Source organism: Serinibacter salmoneus (assembly GCF_002563925.1).
In the GTDB taxonomy this organism is placed as follows: domain Bacteria; phylum Actinomycetota; class Actinomycetes; order Actinomycetales; family Beutenbergiaceae; genus Serinibacter; species Serinibacter salmoneus.
In genome coordinates this window covers 1,933,780-1,950,047 of the sequence record NZ_PDJD01000001.1, presented here as the reverse complement: position 1 = coordinate 1,950,047, position 16,268 = coordinate 1,933,780, and the positions used below count along the sequence as shown (strand labels likewise).

Here is a 16,268-nt window from a genome sequence, read left to right as displayed (position 1 = left end):
TCCCTTCTGCCCCCATCGTGTCACTGCCAGCGGTGTGGGGCGAGGCTGCAAGGTCCTGGCGGGTCGAGACATGGAGGTGGTAACGAGCCCGCGACCGTGGGCGCTTGGACGGGGAGGACGTCATGGACGCAGGCGAGGGAACACCTGGTGCACGCGGCTGGGTCCACTGGCGTCGACTCGAACGCAGGGTGCCGGCGTGGATCGCGCTGCTCGCGCTGCCGCTGGCCCTGGTGTTGCTGCTCGCGGGGTGCAGCGTGTCGGCTGGTGATGCCTCGAGTGACACCGACGGCGCGTGGTCGGAGGGCAGCGAGATGTCCGGCGGTGAGGCGTACGCCGGTGACGAGGCCGCCGAGGAGGCCCGGCTCATGGAGGAGTCCGCGATGGACGCCGCTGGCGGAGGCGATGCTGCTGCGTCAGGGGTGGCTGCGGACTCGATGCCGATGCTGCCCGGCGGGTCGCCCGCGGGGGAGGACCGGGAGGTGGTCGTCACCGGATGGCTGACCCTCGCCGTCGACGATCCCGCTGCGGCCGCCGAGCAGGTGCCCGCGATCGTTGCGGCGGCGGGCGGCTGGGTGGAGAACCGCTGGCTCGGCACCACCTACGAGGGCGGCGGCGGACCGGCGGCGAGCGTGACGGCGCGGGTGCCGAGCGCCGACCTGGAGGACTTCCTCGCCTCGCTCGGCGACCTCGGGGAGATCACCGCGCAGGAGGTCACCAGTGAGGACGTCACCGGCCAGGTGCAGGACCTGCAGGCGCGCATCACGGCGACCGAGGCCTCGATCGAGCGGCTCCTGGAGCTCATCGTGGAGGCGGAGGACACCGAGGCGCTCATCTACGCCGAGGAGGTGCTGACCTCGCGGCAGGCGGAACTGGAGTACCTGCGGGCCTCCGCCGAGCGGCTCGGCGGGCAGATCGACTACGCCACCGTCACCGTGCAGATCGAGACCTCCGAGGCCGTCGCCGCCGGCGAGACCCCGGGGTTCGCCGGTGGGCTGACCGACGGCTGGAATGCGCTCGTGCGCGCCGGCAACGCGACGCTCGTGGCGCTGGGGGCCGCTCTGCCGTGGCTCGGCGTCGCCGCGATCCTCGGCGCCGTGGTGTGGGGGATCCGGCGCTCGGTGCGCCGCCGCCGCGCCGCGCGCGAGGTGACGGTCAGCGAGCCGACCGGCGAGTGATGCCCGGGTGACGCCTGGCCCGGCCGGCTTGCGACGGCGCTGGCTTGCGACGGCGACTGACCCCTTCGCTGGCGGCGGATCGGCTTCGCCGGCGGCGGATGCGTGAGGCCCGGCGTTGGCGGATGCGGCATCTGTGCAGGTCAGCGGGCCGGGGTGGCGGTGTCGGCGTCGCACATCCGCCGTGCGCGAAGCCGATCCGCCGTGCGCGGAGCGGCTGGGGTCCGGTGGAGGGGCTGCGCGGTGAGGATGCTGCGCGGTGAGGACCCAGTGCGGTGGGTGCGCGGCGTCAGCCGTGGGTCAGGGGAGCGGCGCGGTCGCCGCGAGCAGCGCGCGGGTCACCTCGTGCTGCGGCTGCGCCCAGACCTGCTCGGTGGGCCCGGTCTCCACGATCCGCCCGGCGCTCATCACCGCCACGCGGTCGCAGGTGCGGCGCACCACCGCCAGGTCGTGGGAGATCAGCACCATCGCCGCACCCCGCTCGCGCTGCAGCTCGCCGAGCAGGTCCAGGATCCCCGCCTGCACCGCGACGTCGAGCGCGGAGACCGGCTCGTCCAGAATGAGGACCTCCGGGTCACTCGCCAGGGCGCGCGCGATCGCGACCCGCTGGCGCTGACCGCCCGAGAGGCTGCGCGGCATCCGTGAGGCGAGGCCGGTCTCCAGGTGCACGGTGCGCAGCAGCGCGGCCACCGCGGCCTCGTCCCGGGCTCCGGCGTCCCGCAGGATCCGGCCCACCGTGCGGCGCGGGTCCATGGCGCCCAGGGGGTCCTGGGGCACCATCCGGATCCGGGAGCGGGCGGCACGACGGCGCCGCTCACCTCCCGCGGACCAGGCGCCGCCGTCCAGGCGCACCTCCCCGCCGTCGGTGGGTTCGGCCGCCAGGAGCAGCCGGGCGAGCGTTGACTTGCCCGACCCGGACTCCCCGACGATGCCGAGCATCTCGCCGCGGCGTAGCGCGAGGGTGACGTCGTCCACCGCCGCGATCGTGGCAGCCACGAGGCCACGACCGCCCGGCACCGGGTAGCGGCGCACCAGGTGCTCGGCGCTCAGCACCACGGTGCTCGCCGGAGGGCCCTCGCCTGGCTTCGGGCCCCGCGGCAGGGCCGCCAGCAGCGCCCGGGTCGCGCGGTGCTTCGGGGCGCCGAGCACCCGCGCGGTCGGCCCCTCCTCGACCACCCGCCCCGCCTCCAGCACGATCACGCGGTTGGCGATGCGCGCCACCACGCCGAGGTCGTGCGTGACCAGCAGCATCCCGGTGCCCGCATCCCGCTGTCGGGCGAGCAGGTCCAGCACCCCGGCGGCGATCGTGGCGTCCAGCGCGGTGGTCGGCTCGTCCAGCACGAGCAGCGGTGGGTCGGTGACCAGGGCGGAGGCGATGAGGGCGCGCTGACGCATCCCGCCGGAGAGTTCCCCGGAGCGCTGCCGCGCCCGCGTGCCCGGTTCGGGCAGGCCGACGTCACGCAGCGCCTCCACCACCCGGCGGGAGCGGGCCGCCCGAGGGGCCCGCGTGTGCAGCCGCAGGCTCTCGCCGACCTCCGCGCCGATCGTGCGCAGCGGGTCCAGGGAGCCCAGGGCGTCCTGCAGCACCAGGCCCACCCGCCGCCCGCGCACGCCGCGCCAGGCCCGCTCGGTGGCGCCCGCGCACGCCACGCCGTCGACCCTCAACTCCCCGGCACTCACCCGGGCGCGGGCCCCTCCCTCGCCTGCCAGGCCCAACAGGCTGCGCGCGAGCACCGACTTGCCGGCGCCGGAGGCCCCCACCACCGCCACGCACTCCCCGGCGGCGACCTCCAGGTCCACCCCGTGCAGCACCGGCGTGAGTGCACCCTCGGTCTCGAAGGCCACCCGCAGGTCCCGTACCCGCAGCACGGCCTCGCTCGAGGAGCGCTCCGGGCTCGATCCAGCGCTCATGCCGCCCCCACCCGGCCGAGGGCCCTTCCCAGGCCCGTGGCGGCCAGCGCCGTCACCGTGATCGCCAGTCCCGGGCCCAGCGACATCCACCAGGCGGTGGTCAGGTACAGCCGCCCGGCGTTCAGCATGGCCCCCCACTCCGGATCCGGCGGCAGGGCGCCGAGCCCGAGGAAGCCGAGCCCGGCCACCCACACCACCGCCTGTCCGATGCCGAGGGTGACCACCACCGCGAGCGGCCACAGGGTGTTGGGGACCACGTGGCGCGTGAGGGAGCGCATCGCGCCGGTGCCCTCCAGCCGCGCCGCCTGCACGTACCCCGAGCCGGCCACCGAGCGCACCCGGGCGCGCAGGATCCGGGCATACCCCGGGGCGCTCGCGATCCCCACCGCCAGCACCGAGGAGGCCAGCCCCGGGCCCCGCACCGCCACGAGCAGCAGGGCGAGCACGAGGGTGGGGAAGGCGTACAGCACCTCGATGGCGCGCCCCACGCCGAGGTCCACCCACCGGCGGCCCAGGCCCGCCGCGAAGCCGAGCACCAGCGCGATCGCGGTGCCGATCGCGGTGGCCGCGAGCCCCACCCCGAGGGAGTCGCGGGCGCCGTGCACCACCCGGGTCCACACGTCCCGGCCGGACTCGTCGGTGCCCATGGGGTGGGCCCAGGAGGGCGGCGAGAGGGCCGCGGCGGGATCGATCGCCGTCGGGTCGCCGGGGGCGATCACCCCGGGGGCGGCGACGGCGAGCAGCAGCCACAGCGCCGCCGCCAGCGAGATCCAGCCGGGCACGCCGAACGCGCGCCTCATGTGGCCGAGCCCTGCGTCGTCCCCGCCCGCGCGGCCCCGGCGGCCGCCGACCGGGTGCGTCGCAGCCGCGGGTCCAGCAGCGCCTCGACGACCTCCACCACCACCGTGAGGAGCACGTAGGCCACCGCGATCACCACGACCCCGCCGATCACCACCGGCACATCGCGCTGCAGGGTGGCATCCACCAGCAACCGGCCCAGACCCGGGCGGGCGAAGAGCACCTCGACCACCACCGCCCCGGAGATCAGGAACCCGAACGCCCAGCCGGTCAGCGCGACCGTGGGGGTGGCGGCGTGGCGCAGGGTGTGCCGCAGCAGCACCCCCACGCGGGTGCCGCCGCGGGCGCGGGCGGTGGTCGCGAACGGCGCCCGCTCGGCCTCCACCAGCCCCTCGGCCAGCAACTGCCCGAGGAACCCGGCCAGGGGGACCGCCAGGGTCACGGTCGGCAGCACCAGCCCGAGCACCGAGCCGGGGGTGGAGGTGGCGGGGAACCACCCGAGGTCGACGGCGAAGATCACCACGAGCAGGGCGCCGAGCAGGAAGTGGGGGAGCACCGAGGCGACGATCTCCCCGCCGCGCAACACCCCGGCCGCGCCGCGGGCGAGCCACCCCGCTGCGCCCGGGCGGGTCGAGGCCGCGGCCGGAGCGGCGACCAGGGTGACGGCCAGGGCCAGCAGCCAGGCCAGCACCAGCGCGCTGATCGCGAGCACCGCGGTGGCGGCGAGCTGATCGCCGATCAGGGTGGCCACCGGGGTGCGGCGGGCGTAGGAGTCGCCGAGGTCGAGCGTGGCCACCGCCCACATCTGCCGCAGGTACTGCTGCCACAGCGGCAGGTCCAGCCCGTACTGCTCCCGCGCCGCGGCCACCGCCTCCGGTCCCGCCTGGGACCCGGGGCCGCCGAGCACCGCCTCCACGGGGTCCCCACCCGCGGCGCGCAGCGCGAGGAACACCACCGTCGCGGTCACCCAGACCACCAGGAGGGCGCGGCCGAGCAGCGCGAGGGCGCGGCGCAGCAGCAGGGTGGTCATGCGAGGTGTGTCAGCCGAGGGTGGCGCTCGCGAACGACGGCGTGGAGACGCCACCGGCGGCCGTGACGCCTTGGGCGCCGCGCACCAGGAAGTGGTTCTGCTGGTCATACAGCGGCAGGATGCTGTAGCTCGCGAGCACGATCTCCTGCGCCTGGGCCATGAGGTCCGCGCGGGCGGCCTCGTCCTGGGTGGCGGAGGCCTCCTCCAGCAGGGCGTCCAGCGCGGGGTCGTCGAGCTGGGCGTGGTTGGCGAAGTAGCCCGAGGGTGCCGGCTCGATCGAGTCGGAGTGGTACAGGATGCGCAGCACGTCCGGACCCACCTTCGTGTACGGCGCGGAGACCGCCTCGTACTCGTTCGCGCCGAGCGCGGCGTACCAGCTGCCGAGGTCCATCGGCTCCAGGATCACCTCGAAGCCGACCTGCGCGGCGTTCGCCTGGATCTGCTGGAACAGGGACTGCTCGGCGGCCACCGACTGGTTCGTGGAGACCGGGAATCGGACCGTGAGGCGCTCGCCGTCCCGGGTGCGGTAGCCCTCCGCGTCGGTCTCGCTCCAGCCGGCCTCGTCCAGCAGTGCCGCGGCGGCCTCCAGATCGGTGCCGAACAGGTCCGGGTCGCTGATGGCGGTGGGTTCCACCGACGCGAGGGGGGAGTAGGAGCGCTCGGCAACCCCCGCGAACAGGGTCTCGATGCCGGGGTTCGGGCCGGCGGCGCGGATGAAGGCCTCGCGGACCGCCACGTCGTCGAACGGGGCCTGGCCGCCGTTGAGCTCGATGCGGTTCACGCTGCCGGGGCGCGGGGCGTCCAGGTGGGTGATCGCCTCGTCGGCCTGCGCGGCCACGATCTGGTCCGGCTGCGGATTGTCGATCACGTGCACCTCCCCGGAGATCAGCGCGGCGTGCCGGGTGGCGGCGTCGGGCACGAACCGCCAGGTGATGGCGTCCAGGGCGGCGGGCTGCGGGGCATCGGCCCCGGCCGGCACGTAGTCCTCGTTGCGCACCAGGTCCACCTGCTGCTGCGGGGTCCACCCGGCCACCACGAAGGGGCCGGTGCCGATCGGCGCGAGGCAGTTCTCCTCCATGCCCCGCTCCAGACCCGCGGGGGACTGGATGGCGGTCCACGGCTGGGTCAGGGACTCCAGGAGCGCGGCGTCCGGTTCGCTCAGGTGCAGCACGGCGGTGCGCTCGTCCGCGGCCTCCACCTCGCTCACCTTCGCCACTGCGAGGTATCCGGTGGAGGAGCCGGTGTCCGGGTCCTGCAGGTGGGCGATGTTCGCGGCCACCGCCTCGGCGTCCACGGGTGTGCCGTCGGTGAACGTGCGCTCGGCCAGGGTCAGGGTGAGGGTGAGGCCGTCCTCGCTGACCTCCCACTCCTGCGCGAGGCCCGGCGTGATGGTGCCCTCGGCGTCGCGTTGCAGCAACGGCTCGAGCACCTGGGAGGCGAGCAGCGCCTGCGGGTAGTTCCCGCCCACGTGCGGGTCCAGGCAGGTGGGCTCCGCATCGCCGGTGGCGTACACGAGGGTGCCGCCGGATGCGGTGCCCGAGGTGGCGTCCGAGGCGTCGGTGCTGCCGGCGGGGTCGGCGGGGTCGGTCGTGCCGCCGCTGCACGCGGCCAGCACGAGGGTGAGCGAGGCGATGAGGCCGGTGGCCGATGCGCGCACGGAGAACCTCCCAGGATTGTTGGGCTGCGTCCAACAATAGGCCCGCGCCCGGGGGCGAGGCGACGTACCATCGCCGGGTGAGTGAACGTCGTCGCGCCGGCCGGCCCCCCGCCGCCTCCCGCGACCTGTTGGAAGAAGCGGCCTGCGAGCTCTTCCTCGAGCGCGGCTACGACGCGGTGTCTGTGGCGGACATCACCTCGCGGGCCGGGGTCTCCCGCTCCACGTTCTTCAACTACTTCCCCGCCAAGAGCGACCTGCTCTGGTCCTCCTTCGACGCCGCGGTCCGTGATCTGCACGAGGGGCTCACCCAGCACCGGGCGCGGCGGCGCACCACCGGGCGGGCGTGCGAGGCGGACGCGGTGGCCGAAGCCCTGCGCGAGCTGGCGCGCACCCTGCCGCCCGGGAACGTCACGCTTGCCCTCTCCCAATTCCACGCCATGGGACTGGGGGAGGAGTTGCGAGCCGCGCAGGCGCAGCGCGTGGCGGGGGTGGCGGACGTGGTGGCCGAGCACCTGGAGGCCACCGGGCAGGGCGAGCTGGCCGCGCGGGCGCAGGCGACGGCGTATGCCGGAGCCCTGCTCGCCGCGGTTGCGGCGTGGGCCGGTTCGGGAGCCGGGCGCGCGGACCTGCTGCCGCTGCTGGAGGAGGCGCTCGGCGCCGTCGCCGCGCTGCGCACCTGAGCGCGCTCCGCCACCCCGCCCCCTCCGCCACCCCACCGCCTCCGCCGCCCAGCGCGCGAAACCGTGCCTCCCGCGGTGAGGACGTGCGCGGCGGGCACGGGCCGAGCGCGGAAGGCACGGTTTCGCGGTGGGAGGGGCTACGGCTCGATCGCCGGTGTCTCGTCCGGTGGGGTCTCGTCCGGTGGGGTCTCGTCCGGTGGCGCCACGCCCGAGGGGGCGCCCTCGTCCTCCCGGGTGCGGTTGAGGTACTGGATCACCTGATTGATGACGGCGGCCAGCGGCACCGCGAACAGCGCGCCGATGATGCCCGCCACCAGGGTCCCGGTGGTCACCACGAGGATCACCGCGACCGGGTGCAGGCGCACGGCCGGGCCGAGCATGAACGGCTGCAGCACGTTCCCCTCGATCTGCTGCACCGCCAGCACGATGAGCAGCATGATGAGCGCCGAGCCGACGCCCTGGTCCACGAGCGCCACCAGCACGGCCGCGGCCCCGGTCGCGATCGCCCCGATGAACGGCACGAACGAGCCGAGGAAGACCAGCACGGTCAGCGGCGCCACGAGCGGCAGCCCGAGGATCAGCGCGCCCAGGCCGATGCCGATCGCGTCCACGCAGGCCACGAGGATCTGGGTGCGGGTGTAGCTGCCGATCGCCGACCAGGCGACGTGGCCTGCGCCGTCGACCCGCTCACGCGCCCCGCGCGGGAACAGGCGCACCGCCCAGCCCCAGATCGACCGCCCCTCCTGCAGGAAGAAGAACAGCGTGAACAGGGCGATCACGGTGCCCGCGGCGATCTGCCCCACCGAGGTGGCCACGCTGAGCGTGCCGTTGACGATGCTCCCGGAGTTGTTCTGCACCATCGAGGTGACGCTGTGCATCCAGGAGTCGATCTGGCCCGAGTCGATGCCGAGCGGACCCTCGGCCAGCCAGTCCAGGAGGGCGTCGAACCCCTCGACCACCTGGTCCCACAGGTCCGCGATGCCGTTGATGAGCTGCCCGCCGGCCACGATCACGAGCGTGACCACCACCCCCAGGGTCGCCAGCAGCGTGACCAGGGCGGCCAGCCAGCGCGGGAGGTGGGCGCGGTCGCGCAGCGCCCGCACCACCGGCGTCAGCAGCGCCGAGAGCAGCGCTGCGATGACCACCGGCACCACGATGACCTTCAGCGCGATGACGAGGAAGGCGATCACCACGAGCGCGCCGGTGATGGCGAGGAATCGCCACGACCATTCCGCGCTCTTGCGCACGGGGGAGGGGACCGACGCGGAGTCGGGCACGCGATCCGGCAGACGATCAGGCACTGCTACCTCACTGGTGGGCCGAGGGGTGGAACGCGCCGGAGCCGGGGAACGACGGCGCGTGCTCGGGGTGGCCAGGAAGCCGCCGCCCCGAGGGGTTCAGGCGTGTGTTGCCTCAGACGTACTCGTCGTAGGCGGGCAGGTCCAGCACCCCGTTGCCGGACAGGCCCAGCACGATGACCTCGTCGGTGGTGGCGGCGCGGGCGTGCGCGATCGCCGCGGCCACCGCGTGGGTGGACTCCGGGGCGGGGATGATGCCCTCGGCGCGGGCGAATTCCACCCCGGCGCGGAAGGCGTCCGTCTGCTCCACGGCCACCGCCTCCATGAGCCCGAGGTTCACCGCGTGGGAGACCATCGGGGCCATGCCGTGGTAGCGCAGCCCGCCCGCGTGGATCGCGGGCGGCACGAAGTCCTTGCCCAGGGTGTGCATCTTCATCAGGGGTGTCAGGCCCGCCACATCGCCGTGGTCATAGCGGTACTCGCCCTGCGTCAGGGACGGGCAGGCCGCCGGTTCGCAGGCCACCAGCCGGGTGCTGGTGCCCTCACGCAGGTTCTGGCCCAGGAACGGGAACGTCAGGCCCGCCAGGTTCGAGCCGCCGCCCGCGCAGCCGAAGATGACGTCCGGCGCGCCGGACTCCACCTCGGCGAACTGCACCAGCGCCTCCTGACCGATCACGCTCTGGTGCAGCAGCACGTGATTGAGCACCGAGCCGAGGGAGTAGTGCGCCTTCGGGTTCTTCGCGGCGGCCTCCACCGCCTCGCTGATCGCCATCCCGAGCGAGCCGGTGGTGTCCGGGTCCGAGGCCAGGATCGCGCGGCCGGCCTCGGTCAGGTCGCTGGGGGAGGAGTGGCAGATGCCGCCGTAGACCTGCATCTGCAACCGGCGGTAGGGCTTGGAGTCGTAGGAGGCGCGCACCTGCCACACCTCCACGTCCAGGCCGAGCAGCGCACCGGCCAGGGACAGCGAGGCGCCCCACTGACCGGCCCCGGTCTCGGTGGTCAGCGTGGTGGTGCCCTCGATCGCGTTGTAGTACGCCTGCGCGATCGCGGTGTTCGGCTTGTGCGACCCGGCGGGGCTGACGCCCTCGTACTTGTAGTAGATCCGTGCCGGGGTGCCCAGCGCCCGCTCCAGGCGCTCGGCCCGCACCAGCGGGGAGGGCCGCCACATCGCGTAGATCTCGCGGATCGTCTGCGGGATCTCCACGTACCGCTCGGCGGTGACCTCCTGCGCGATCAGGGCCTGCGGGAACAGCGGCGCGAGGTCGTCCGGACCCACCGGCTCCCGGGTGCCCGGGTGCAGGTGCGGCGGCATCGGCTCGGGCAGGTCCGCGGCGAGGTTGTACCAGTGGCTGGGGACCGTGGACGGCACGGCGGTGCCGAGCGGCTCGAGGGAGCGCTGGACGGGCGGTACGGGCATGGTCATGGATCCTCCTGGTCTCTCACCCACGTCGGTGTCCCTGTGAGCCTAGGGTCATCCATCCCTCCCCCGCGAACGAGGGAGTGGCGGCGCCCTCGGTCAGGCGGGCCGTGAGGGAGCGCAGGTCCTGGCCGTGGCCGGCCGGGACGGCCAGGGTCAACTCGACCTGCGCGCCGTAGTCGGCGTCCACCTGCCAGCCCCGGCCGCGCGCCTCGCCCTCCAGCGCGGCGGCGCGGGAGTAGTCCAGGGTCAGGGTGAAGCGCTCCACCCGGGTGCGCTGCGCCGTCGTGCCCTCCTCCAGGGCCGCCGCCACGGCGCCGCGGTAGGCGCGGGTGAGACCCCCGGTGCCCAGCAGCACGCCCCCGAAGTAGCGCACGACGACGGCGACGACGTCGCTCACCCCCGCGGACAGCAGCGCCTCGAGCATGGGGGCGCCGGCGGTCCCGGAGGGTTCGCCGTCGTCGCTGCTGCGCTGCAGGGCGCCCTCCGGTCCGATGACCATCGCGAGGCAGTGGTGGCGGGCACGGGGGTGCGCGGCGCGTTCGGTGGCGACCACCTCGCGGGCCTCGGCCTCGGTGGCGGCGGGGGCCACGACGGCGAGGAACCGGCTGCGTTCGATGATCAGTTCGGCGCGGGTCTCCCGGGCCAGGGTGAGGTAGGTGCCCGGCTCGCTCATCGCTCGGGGGTTCCGCCGGTGGTCATCGGGGGGTCATGCGGTGGCATCGTCGTTCGGCCCGGGGGTGGTGCCGGTCTGGTTCGGGGGCTCCACGAGCGCGGCCAGGTGGCTGCGCGCCTCCTGGAGTCGCTGCGCGGCCTCCGTCTCGGAGCGGCGCCACAGCGCCAGGGAGGTCGCGGCCTTGTCCCGGTCGCGGGTCAGCCGGTCCAGCTGCTCCTGCAGGTCGGTGACCATCCCGGCCAGGGAGTCGATCGTCTCGCGCACCGCGTCCAGTCGCTTCTCGGCGGCGACCAGGTCGCTGGTGGCGCGCTGCAGCGCGAGCGGTCCGGCGGGTCCACGGGCGGGCGTGGCCCCGGTCAGTCCGAGCGGGACCCCGGAGACCAGCGCGACGGTCTCCGCGAGCGTCCCGGAGCGCACCGCGGCGGCGACATCGGCGGAGACCACGGCCGAGCGCAGGGTCTCGGCCACCAGCGCGAGGGTCTCCGGGGACGGGCTGTGGTGGCCGCTCGCGGCCTGGGACTCCCCGTGGTACCAGAGCAGGGCCACCAGGGCGTCGGTCTTCACGCGGCGCTCACCCTCCAGGTCGGTGAGGTCATCCGGCGACCCCGCGGCGAGGCGGGCGCGCAGGCGTTCGCCGACGTCCAGGAGGGCCGCCAGTTCCTGCGGCCAGCGCCGGGCCAGCTGGTTCACCCAGTACGCCCCCTCCGTGGGGGCGGCGAGGCGGCGGATCCGGGCGGCAGCGAGTTCGTCGCCGTCGTCGGCGAGGCGAGCGGCGATCGCGTCACGACGGCGCACGAACGCCACGGGTTCCTCGCCGTACAGCGCGTGAACCTCGGCCTCCTGCCGTACCGCCACCTGTCATCCCCACGTCGCTGGGCGCGGCCGAGTGCCGCGCGTCGCGCCCTCAGTCTGACGCACACCGCGCCCTCGGTCCATCGTAGACGGGCGGGAATCGCCTCAGACCGCCTCCGAGGGTGGCTCCGACCGGTCCAGCGCGGCATCCAGGTCGGCCATGATGCGGCGACACTCCGCCACGTCCCACGGGGTGCCGGACAGCTCGAACTCCAGCAGGATCGGGCGACCGGAGGCGCGCGCGATGTCCCGGGCCGCCTGCTGGTAGTACCGGCCGAAGTTGCGGTTCCCCGAGCCCATCACGCCGACCATCGCGCGGCGGTTCGCCGGCTTGCGCAGGAAACGCTTGACCGCCTCGGGGATCGTGTCGTTGGTGGCGTTGCCGGACTTGTACGACGGCGTGAGCAGCACCCAGGGCCCGTCCACCTCGCTGGTGCGCACCTCGCGCTCGGCGAGGTTGAAGACCGGGCGCTGGAGGTGCTCGGCGAAGGTGCGCACCAGCCCCGAGGACGAGGAGTAGTAGTAGATCGGGGTCTCGCGCACCCTCTCAGGATCGCGCAGCGGCGAGCAGGTGGGCAGGACGTTCGTCCCGCGGGTCCTCGCCGGGGCTGCACGTGTCGAGGAGGTCCTCGCACACGGCGAGCAGCGCGGCGCGGATCGGCTCTGCGCGGCGGGAGAGGTCCCGCTGCGCCGCGACGTAGGCGGCCTTGCCCTCGGGGGTCTCGATCGCGACGGGGCTCAGGCCGAAGCGGGAGACGTCGTAGGGGGAGGCGCGCATGTCGAGCTCACGGATGTCCCGCGCCAGCACGAACGCCTGCAGCGCCAGCGCGCCGGGGATCGCCGGCCCGAGGTGGATGACCGGCTTCATGAGGTCCATGCCTACGTGCAGGCACCCGCCCTGGTCCATCGCCACCTGGGTCTCGCGGGTGGGACGGTAGGCGTTCAAGGGCTCGGCCGGCGGGGTGAAGAACCGGTAGGCGTCGATGTGGGTGCACACGATCTTGTGCGTCTCCACGACCTCGTCGGTGGCGGCCTCCCCGAGCCGCAACGGCAGGTCGTGGCGGTGCCCGCCTGCCGGTTCGCGGTAGACCATCGCCCACTCGTGCAGCCCGAAGCAGTCGAAGCGGGGCGCCCGGCCGGCCACGGCGCGCAGCAGCTCGGCGTGGAAGCGCACCGCGGCGCCCCGCTGCGCCAGGAAGGCCGAGGTGTCCAGGTGAGCGGCGCCGTCGGGCGTCATCGCGAAGTACCGGGCGCCCTCGAACGCGCTGCCCGCGGCATCGGCCAGCGCGACGCCGGCGCCGGGCGACCAGCGCTCCAGCGCGGCCGGGCGCAGCGGGTAGTAGGTGAACAGGAAGTCCTCGACGGCGTGCTTCTCGCCCGTGGCCCGGCGCTCGCGGTGCGCGGCGGTCAGGTCCCGGGCGGCCTGCGCGTGGTCGCGCGCGAGGGCGCTCCAGGTCGCCCGGTCCAGTCGTTCCACGCTCCCATTGTCCGCGACGGGATGGGTGCGCGGCGCGAGCGCTGGGTGGGGCGGGAAGCTCCTCGGTGGCCCTCGCCCAGGGCGGTGGACCCCTCGCGCAGGGAGGAAGCACCGCTCTCGGTTCCAGGTGCCGGCGGGCGTCCGCGCAGGTCAGGCGGTTGGGACCTCGTGGTCGGGAGTCGCCCGCGCCGATCGCACCGCCCTGAGCGAGGGGTCCACCGCCCTCAGCGAGGCCGCGCGCAGCGACGCCGACGCCGACGCCGCCACCCGCCGCGGTCGGGGAGCCCCTCGGCGCTCAGCGCGTCCCGCGCGGGCGCAGCGCGAACCGGTCCAGCTCCCGCGGCGTCGTCCCCGGGTCCCGCACGTCCGCCACGTAGCTGACGACCTCCCGCGCCCCGGTATCCAGCAGCGTGAACACCACGTGGTCATTGCTCGCCACGTACGGCACGCCCTCGAGGGGCGCGGTCGGCCACGCCGGCTCCATCCCGCCCGGACTGCCCGAGGCGAGGTGGTCCGCCGAGCGCCACGGCGCGGGCGGCACCTCCCGCTCTCGACCCGAGGTGGCGTGAAAGGCCCCGTGGGTGTTCCCGGTGTTGGAGGTCTCCACGTAGTGCACCCCGCCCGGGGAGGTGAAGCGGGTGAACAGGTGGGAGTGCCCGGAGAACACGAGATCCACCTCGGCCTCCTCCAGCAGCGGCACCAGGTCACGCAGCAGCACGTTGCCGGGGTACTCGTAGCGGATCCCGACGAGCGCGCCGTCCTGCTCGCGTTCCTCGATGCGCACCGGGGGCGTGAACGGTGGCATCACGTTGGTGCCGATCCCGTACGGCCCCTCGTGCAGCATCACCATCCGTACCCCGGCGGCGCGGAAGGCCTCGCTCGCCAGCTCCTGGCGCAGCCACGCGTGCTGAGCGGAACCGGCGATCGGCGCGTCGAACAGGAAGTCGCCCTGACCCTGCCGGGTCGGTTCGTCCAGGGCGTCGGCCGCCTCCTGGAACCGACTCGCGGCCACGCGATCGGCAGGGTCGGGATCGGCGACGGCGGAGCGCCAGATCCGGGTCGCGTACAGCACCACGAGGCGCACCTCGCCCACGGTGACGGCGTAGTACCGGCCCGCGCCGGGGGAGGTGCTCGGGAGGGTGAAGAGCTCCTCGTAGGTGGTGGTGGAGAAGGAGCGGTCCCGCAGCCACGCCTCGCGCTGCGCTGCGGGGTCCGCGGTGGGGTCGGAGGTGGGGTCGGCGCTCGCGGCGAGCGCGGCCCGGGCCTCGGCGTCCGCGGCGAGCTCCGCCTCCGCGACCGCGCGGGGCACCGGGGCGGCGAAGGAGGCCGCAATGCTGGGTTGCCCGATCCGCCGGCCCTGCACCTCGTGGTTGCCGATCGCGGGGAAGAGCGGCACGTGCTGCAGGAGCGGCGCACCGTGCCAGGTGCTCGCGCCCGCGCTGTCGGCCCGGTCGGCGCGCCCCTGCATGGTGGCGAAGAAGGCCGCCCCGCCCGCGCCGTCGAACCACTCCGAGGCCCGGTCGGGGCGGTTGACCATGTCCCCGGCGAGGAACACCGCATCCAGCGGACCCAGTGTCGCGGCCGCGAGCTGCAGGTTCGCCGGGGTGTTCGGCTCGGCCTGGTGGTCGCTGGTGAGCAGGATCCGCTGCGCCGCACCCGGCGCCGGTGCGGGCGCCAGGGTGAAGACGTCGGAGAGCCAGACGTGGCCGGCACCGCCGGTCACCTCCAGCGGATCCGGTTGCGGGCCGAACACGCTCACCACCCGGTACGGCTCGCGCCGGCCCGCGGCCAGGTCGGCGACGCGGGCGACGAGGCGCCACACCTCGCGCGGCACGATCCCCGCCTCCCGCGGTGGCCGGAGCGCTGCGGGCAGGTCGGAGTCGGCGTCCTCCGCGGTGCGGGTGAGCCGGGTGGGGTGCGCGGGAATCATGCGCACGCCCGGGATCTCCTCACCGTGGCCGGCGCGGGCCGCGTCCTGGGCGGTGAGGCCGGCGACGGCGTCGCCCACCAGCACGGCGCTCGCGGCGGGGCGGGTGGCGCTGGCCCAGGCCACGTGCACCTGCCCCGGCCCGGGGAGTTGGAGGTAGGGATCGCTCAGGACGAGCGGGTGCAGGGGCGTGATCGTCACCGGTGCTGCCAGTCCGCCGCGCGGGTGGCCTCCACCGCCCGCTCGGGCAGCGAGGACAGCCACGTCACCAGCCGCTCCAGCGGACCCCTGCCGAGGAACAGTCGCCAGATCCACGCGCCGAGCACGCTGCCCAGGGCCAGCAGGATCAGCGGTTCGTTGGAGACGGGGTACCAGACGGCGTCCGGTCCGAGGATCGCGATCACCACGATCTGCGCGGAGTACACGGTCAGCGACATCGACCCGGCGGCGGCGAGCGGGCTCAGCGCGACCTCGACCGGCCGCACCGAGCACAGCAGCAGGCACAGGGCGAGGACCGCGAGCGTTACCCCGAGGTTCCCGACGACCTCGGGCGGAGAGTCGGTGTGCGGTTCGGCGTTCGCCAGCACCCCGGGCCATGCCGCGAGCTCCTCCTCGGTCAGGCCCGCGCTGAGCCACACCCCGGCGCCGTACCCGATCGCCGCGAGCGCCACCCCGGCTGCGCCGAGCACGAGCACGGCCGAGCGCGAGTTCCCGGCGGCGAGGAGCCCGCGCCCCACGACCATGCCCACCACGAGGTAGGCGATCCACACCAACGCGGGGTAGTACCCCCACACCATCTCCCCGACCCCGTACTGGAACAGGTGGTCGTAGGGATCGGGGGAACCGGTGGTCACGGTGCGCAGCCACAGCACGAAGACGGGCGCCAGGGTGGCCGAGAGCACGCCGAGCAGCACCAGCAGCCACGTCGGGGCGCGCAGCACCGGGATCGCCATGAGGAACATGACCCCATAGGTCGGCAGGATGATCGCGACCGGCGTCCCCAGCCCCATCAGGGCCACGCCGATCGCCATGATCACCACGGCGCGCACCACCAGCCGCCCGCTCAGCACGCCCCACCCTGCGGGCCGGCGGCGGTCCAGACGGCGGGACATCAGCGCGATGCTGACCCCCGCGAGCGTCGCGAACAGCGCGGAGGAGCGGCCGTCGAACCACCACATCCAGTCCTCGCCGGTTCCGCCCTGCGGGTGGTGCCCGGTGCCGAGGTGCGCGATGAGCATGCCCAGGATCGCCACCGCCCGGGCGACGTCCACACCCGCCAGGCGCGGCGCCGTCGGGCGTGAAGCGGGTGGTGACGGTGTTGTTGCCGGGGCATCGGTCACCACTTGAGACTACGGTGAGGCCACCGGATCGCA

14 protein-coding genes are annotated in these 16,268 nt (G+C 74.6%); 2 read left to right on the top strand and 12 right to left on the bottom strand.

Annotated elements, in window-relative coordinates:
- Positions 1–122 precede the first annotated feature (122 nt).
- The gene (locus tag ATL40_RS08780) at positions 123–1,175 is read left to right on the top strand and encodes a DUF4349 domain-containing protein (RefSeq protein ID WP_143556915.1); all 1,053 of its coding nucleotides are present in this window, start codon (positions 123–125) and stop codon (positions 1,173–1,175) included.
- A gap of 297 nt (positions 1,176–1,472) precedes the next feature.
- Here the strand turns inward: ATL40_RS08780 and nikE are convergent, their stop codons facing one another.
- Genes nikE through ATL40_RS08760 form a run of 4 tightly spaced genes read right to left on the bottom strand, consistent with a single transcriptional unit; the run spans position 1,473 to position 6,568 of the window.
- Positions 1,473–3,083: a nickel ABC transporter ATP-binding protein NikE gene (gene nikE / locus ATL40_RS08775; RefSeq protein ID WP_098469214.1), complete on the bottom strand. Its 1,611-nt coding sequence runs from the start codon at positions 3,081–3,083 to the stop codon at positions 1,473–1,475.
- The gene (locus ATL40_RS08770; protein ID WP_098469213.1) at positions 3,080–3,883 is read right to left on the bottom strand and encodes an ABC transporter permease; all 804 of its coding nucleotides are present in this window, start codon (positions 3,881–3,883) and stop codon (positions 3,080–3,082) included. The genes nikE and ATL40_RS08770 overlap by 4 nt, the downstream gene beginning before the upstream one ends.
- On the bottom strand, positions 3,880–4,911 hold the full coding sequence (locus ATL40_RS08765; RefSeq protein ID WP_098469212.1) for an ABC transporter permease: 1,032 nt from the start codon (positions 4,909–4,911) through the stop codon (positions 3,880–3,882). Before ATL40_RS08765 ends, ATL40_RS08770 begins: the two co-directional genes overlap by 4 nt.
- A gap of 10 nt (positions 4,912–4,921) precedes the next feature.
- Positions 4,922–6,568 carry an ABC transporter substrate-binding protein gene (locus tag ATL40_RS08760; RefSeq protein WP_098469211.1) on the bottom strand — a complete coding sequence of 549 codons (1,647 nt, stop codon included), beginning with the start codon at positions 6,566–6,568 and terminating at the stop codon, positions 4,922–4,924.
- 77 nt (positions 6,569–6,645) lie between these two features.
- Here ATL40_RS08760 and ATL40_RS08755 point away from each other — a divergent pair, with 77 nt between their 5' ends.
- Positions 6,646–7,248, top strand: coding sequence for a TetR/AcrR family transcriptional regulator (locus ATL40_RS08755; protein ID WP_169925920.1), 603 nt, complete (start codon positions 6,646–6,648; stop codon positions 7,246–7,248).
- Between the two features lie 137 nt (positions 7,249–7,385).
- Here the strand turns inward: ATL40_RS08755 and ATL40_RS08750 are convergent, their stop codons facing one another.
- From ATL40_RS08750 to ATL40_RS08715, 8 genes are all read right to left on the bottom strand, one after another.
- Positions 7,386–8,549: an AI-2E family transporter gene (locus tag ATL40_RS08750; protein WP_169925919.1), complete on the bottom strand. Its 1,164-nt coding sequence runs from the start codon at positions 8,547–8,549 to the stop codon at positions 7,386–7,388.
- Between the two features lie 112 nt (positions 8,550–8,661).
- Positions 8,662–9,969: a TrpB-like pyridoxal phosphate-dependent enzyme gene (locus ATL40_RS08745; protein WP_211283090.1), complete on the bottom strand. Its 1,308-nt coding sequence runs from the start codon at positions 9,967–9,969 to the stop codon at positions 8,662–8,664.
- Positions 9,970–9,985: 16 nt separating this feature from the next.
- On the bottom strand, positions 9,986–10,639 hold the full coding sequence (locus ATL40_RS08740; RefSeq protein ID WP_098469208.1) for an IMPACT family protein: 654 nt from the start codon (positions 10,637–10,639) through the stop codon (positions 9,986–9,988).
- A 33-nt stretch (positions 10,640–10,672) separates the two neighbouring features.
- Positions 10,673–11,494 (bottom strand): hypothetical protein, encoded by an 822-nt coding sequence (locus tag ATL40_RS08735; protein WP_098469207.1) that lies wholly within the window; start codon positions 11,492–11,494, stop codon positions 10,673–10,675.
- Between the two features lie 102 nt (positions 11,495–11,596).
- Positions 11,597–12,034 carry a class Ib ribonucleoside-diphosphate reductase assembly flavoprotein NrdI gene (gene nrdI, locus ATL40_RS08730; protein ID WP_098469206.1) on the bottom strand — a complete coding sequence of 146 codons (438 nt, stop codon included), beginning with the start codon at positions 12,032–12,034 and terminating at the stop codon, positions 11,597–11,599.
- A gap of 4 nt (positions 12,035–12,038) precedes the next feature.
- Positions 12,039–12,968, bottom strand: coding sequence for a 3-methyladenine DNA glycosylase (locus tag ATL40_RS08725; RefSeq protein ID WP_211283089.1), 930 nt, complete (start codon positions 12,966–12,968; stop codon positions 12,039–12,041).
- A gap of 295 nt (positions 12,969–13,263) precedes the next feature.
- Complete coding sequence (locus tag ATL40_RS08720) at positions 13,264–15,096, bottom strand: metallophosphoesterase (RefSeq protein ID WP_143556914.1); 1,833 nt, start codon at positions 15,094–15,096, stop codon at positions 13,264–13,266.
- Entirely contained in the window at positions 15,093–16,235 is a 1,143-nt protein-coding gene (locus ATL40_RS08715) for a heparan-alpha-glucosaminide N-acetyltransferase domain-containing protein (protein ID WP_143556913.1), read from the bottom strand. The genes ATL40_RS08720 and ATL40_RS08715 overlap by 4 nt, the downstream gene beginning before the upstream one ends.
- Between the last annotated feature and the right edge of the window lie 33 nt (positions 16,236–16,268).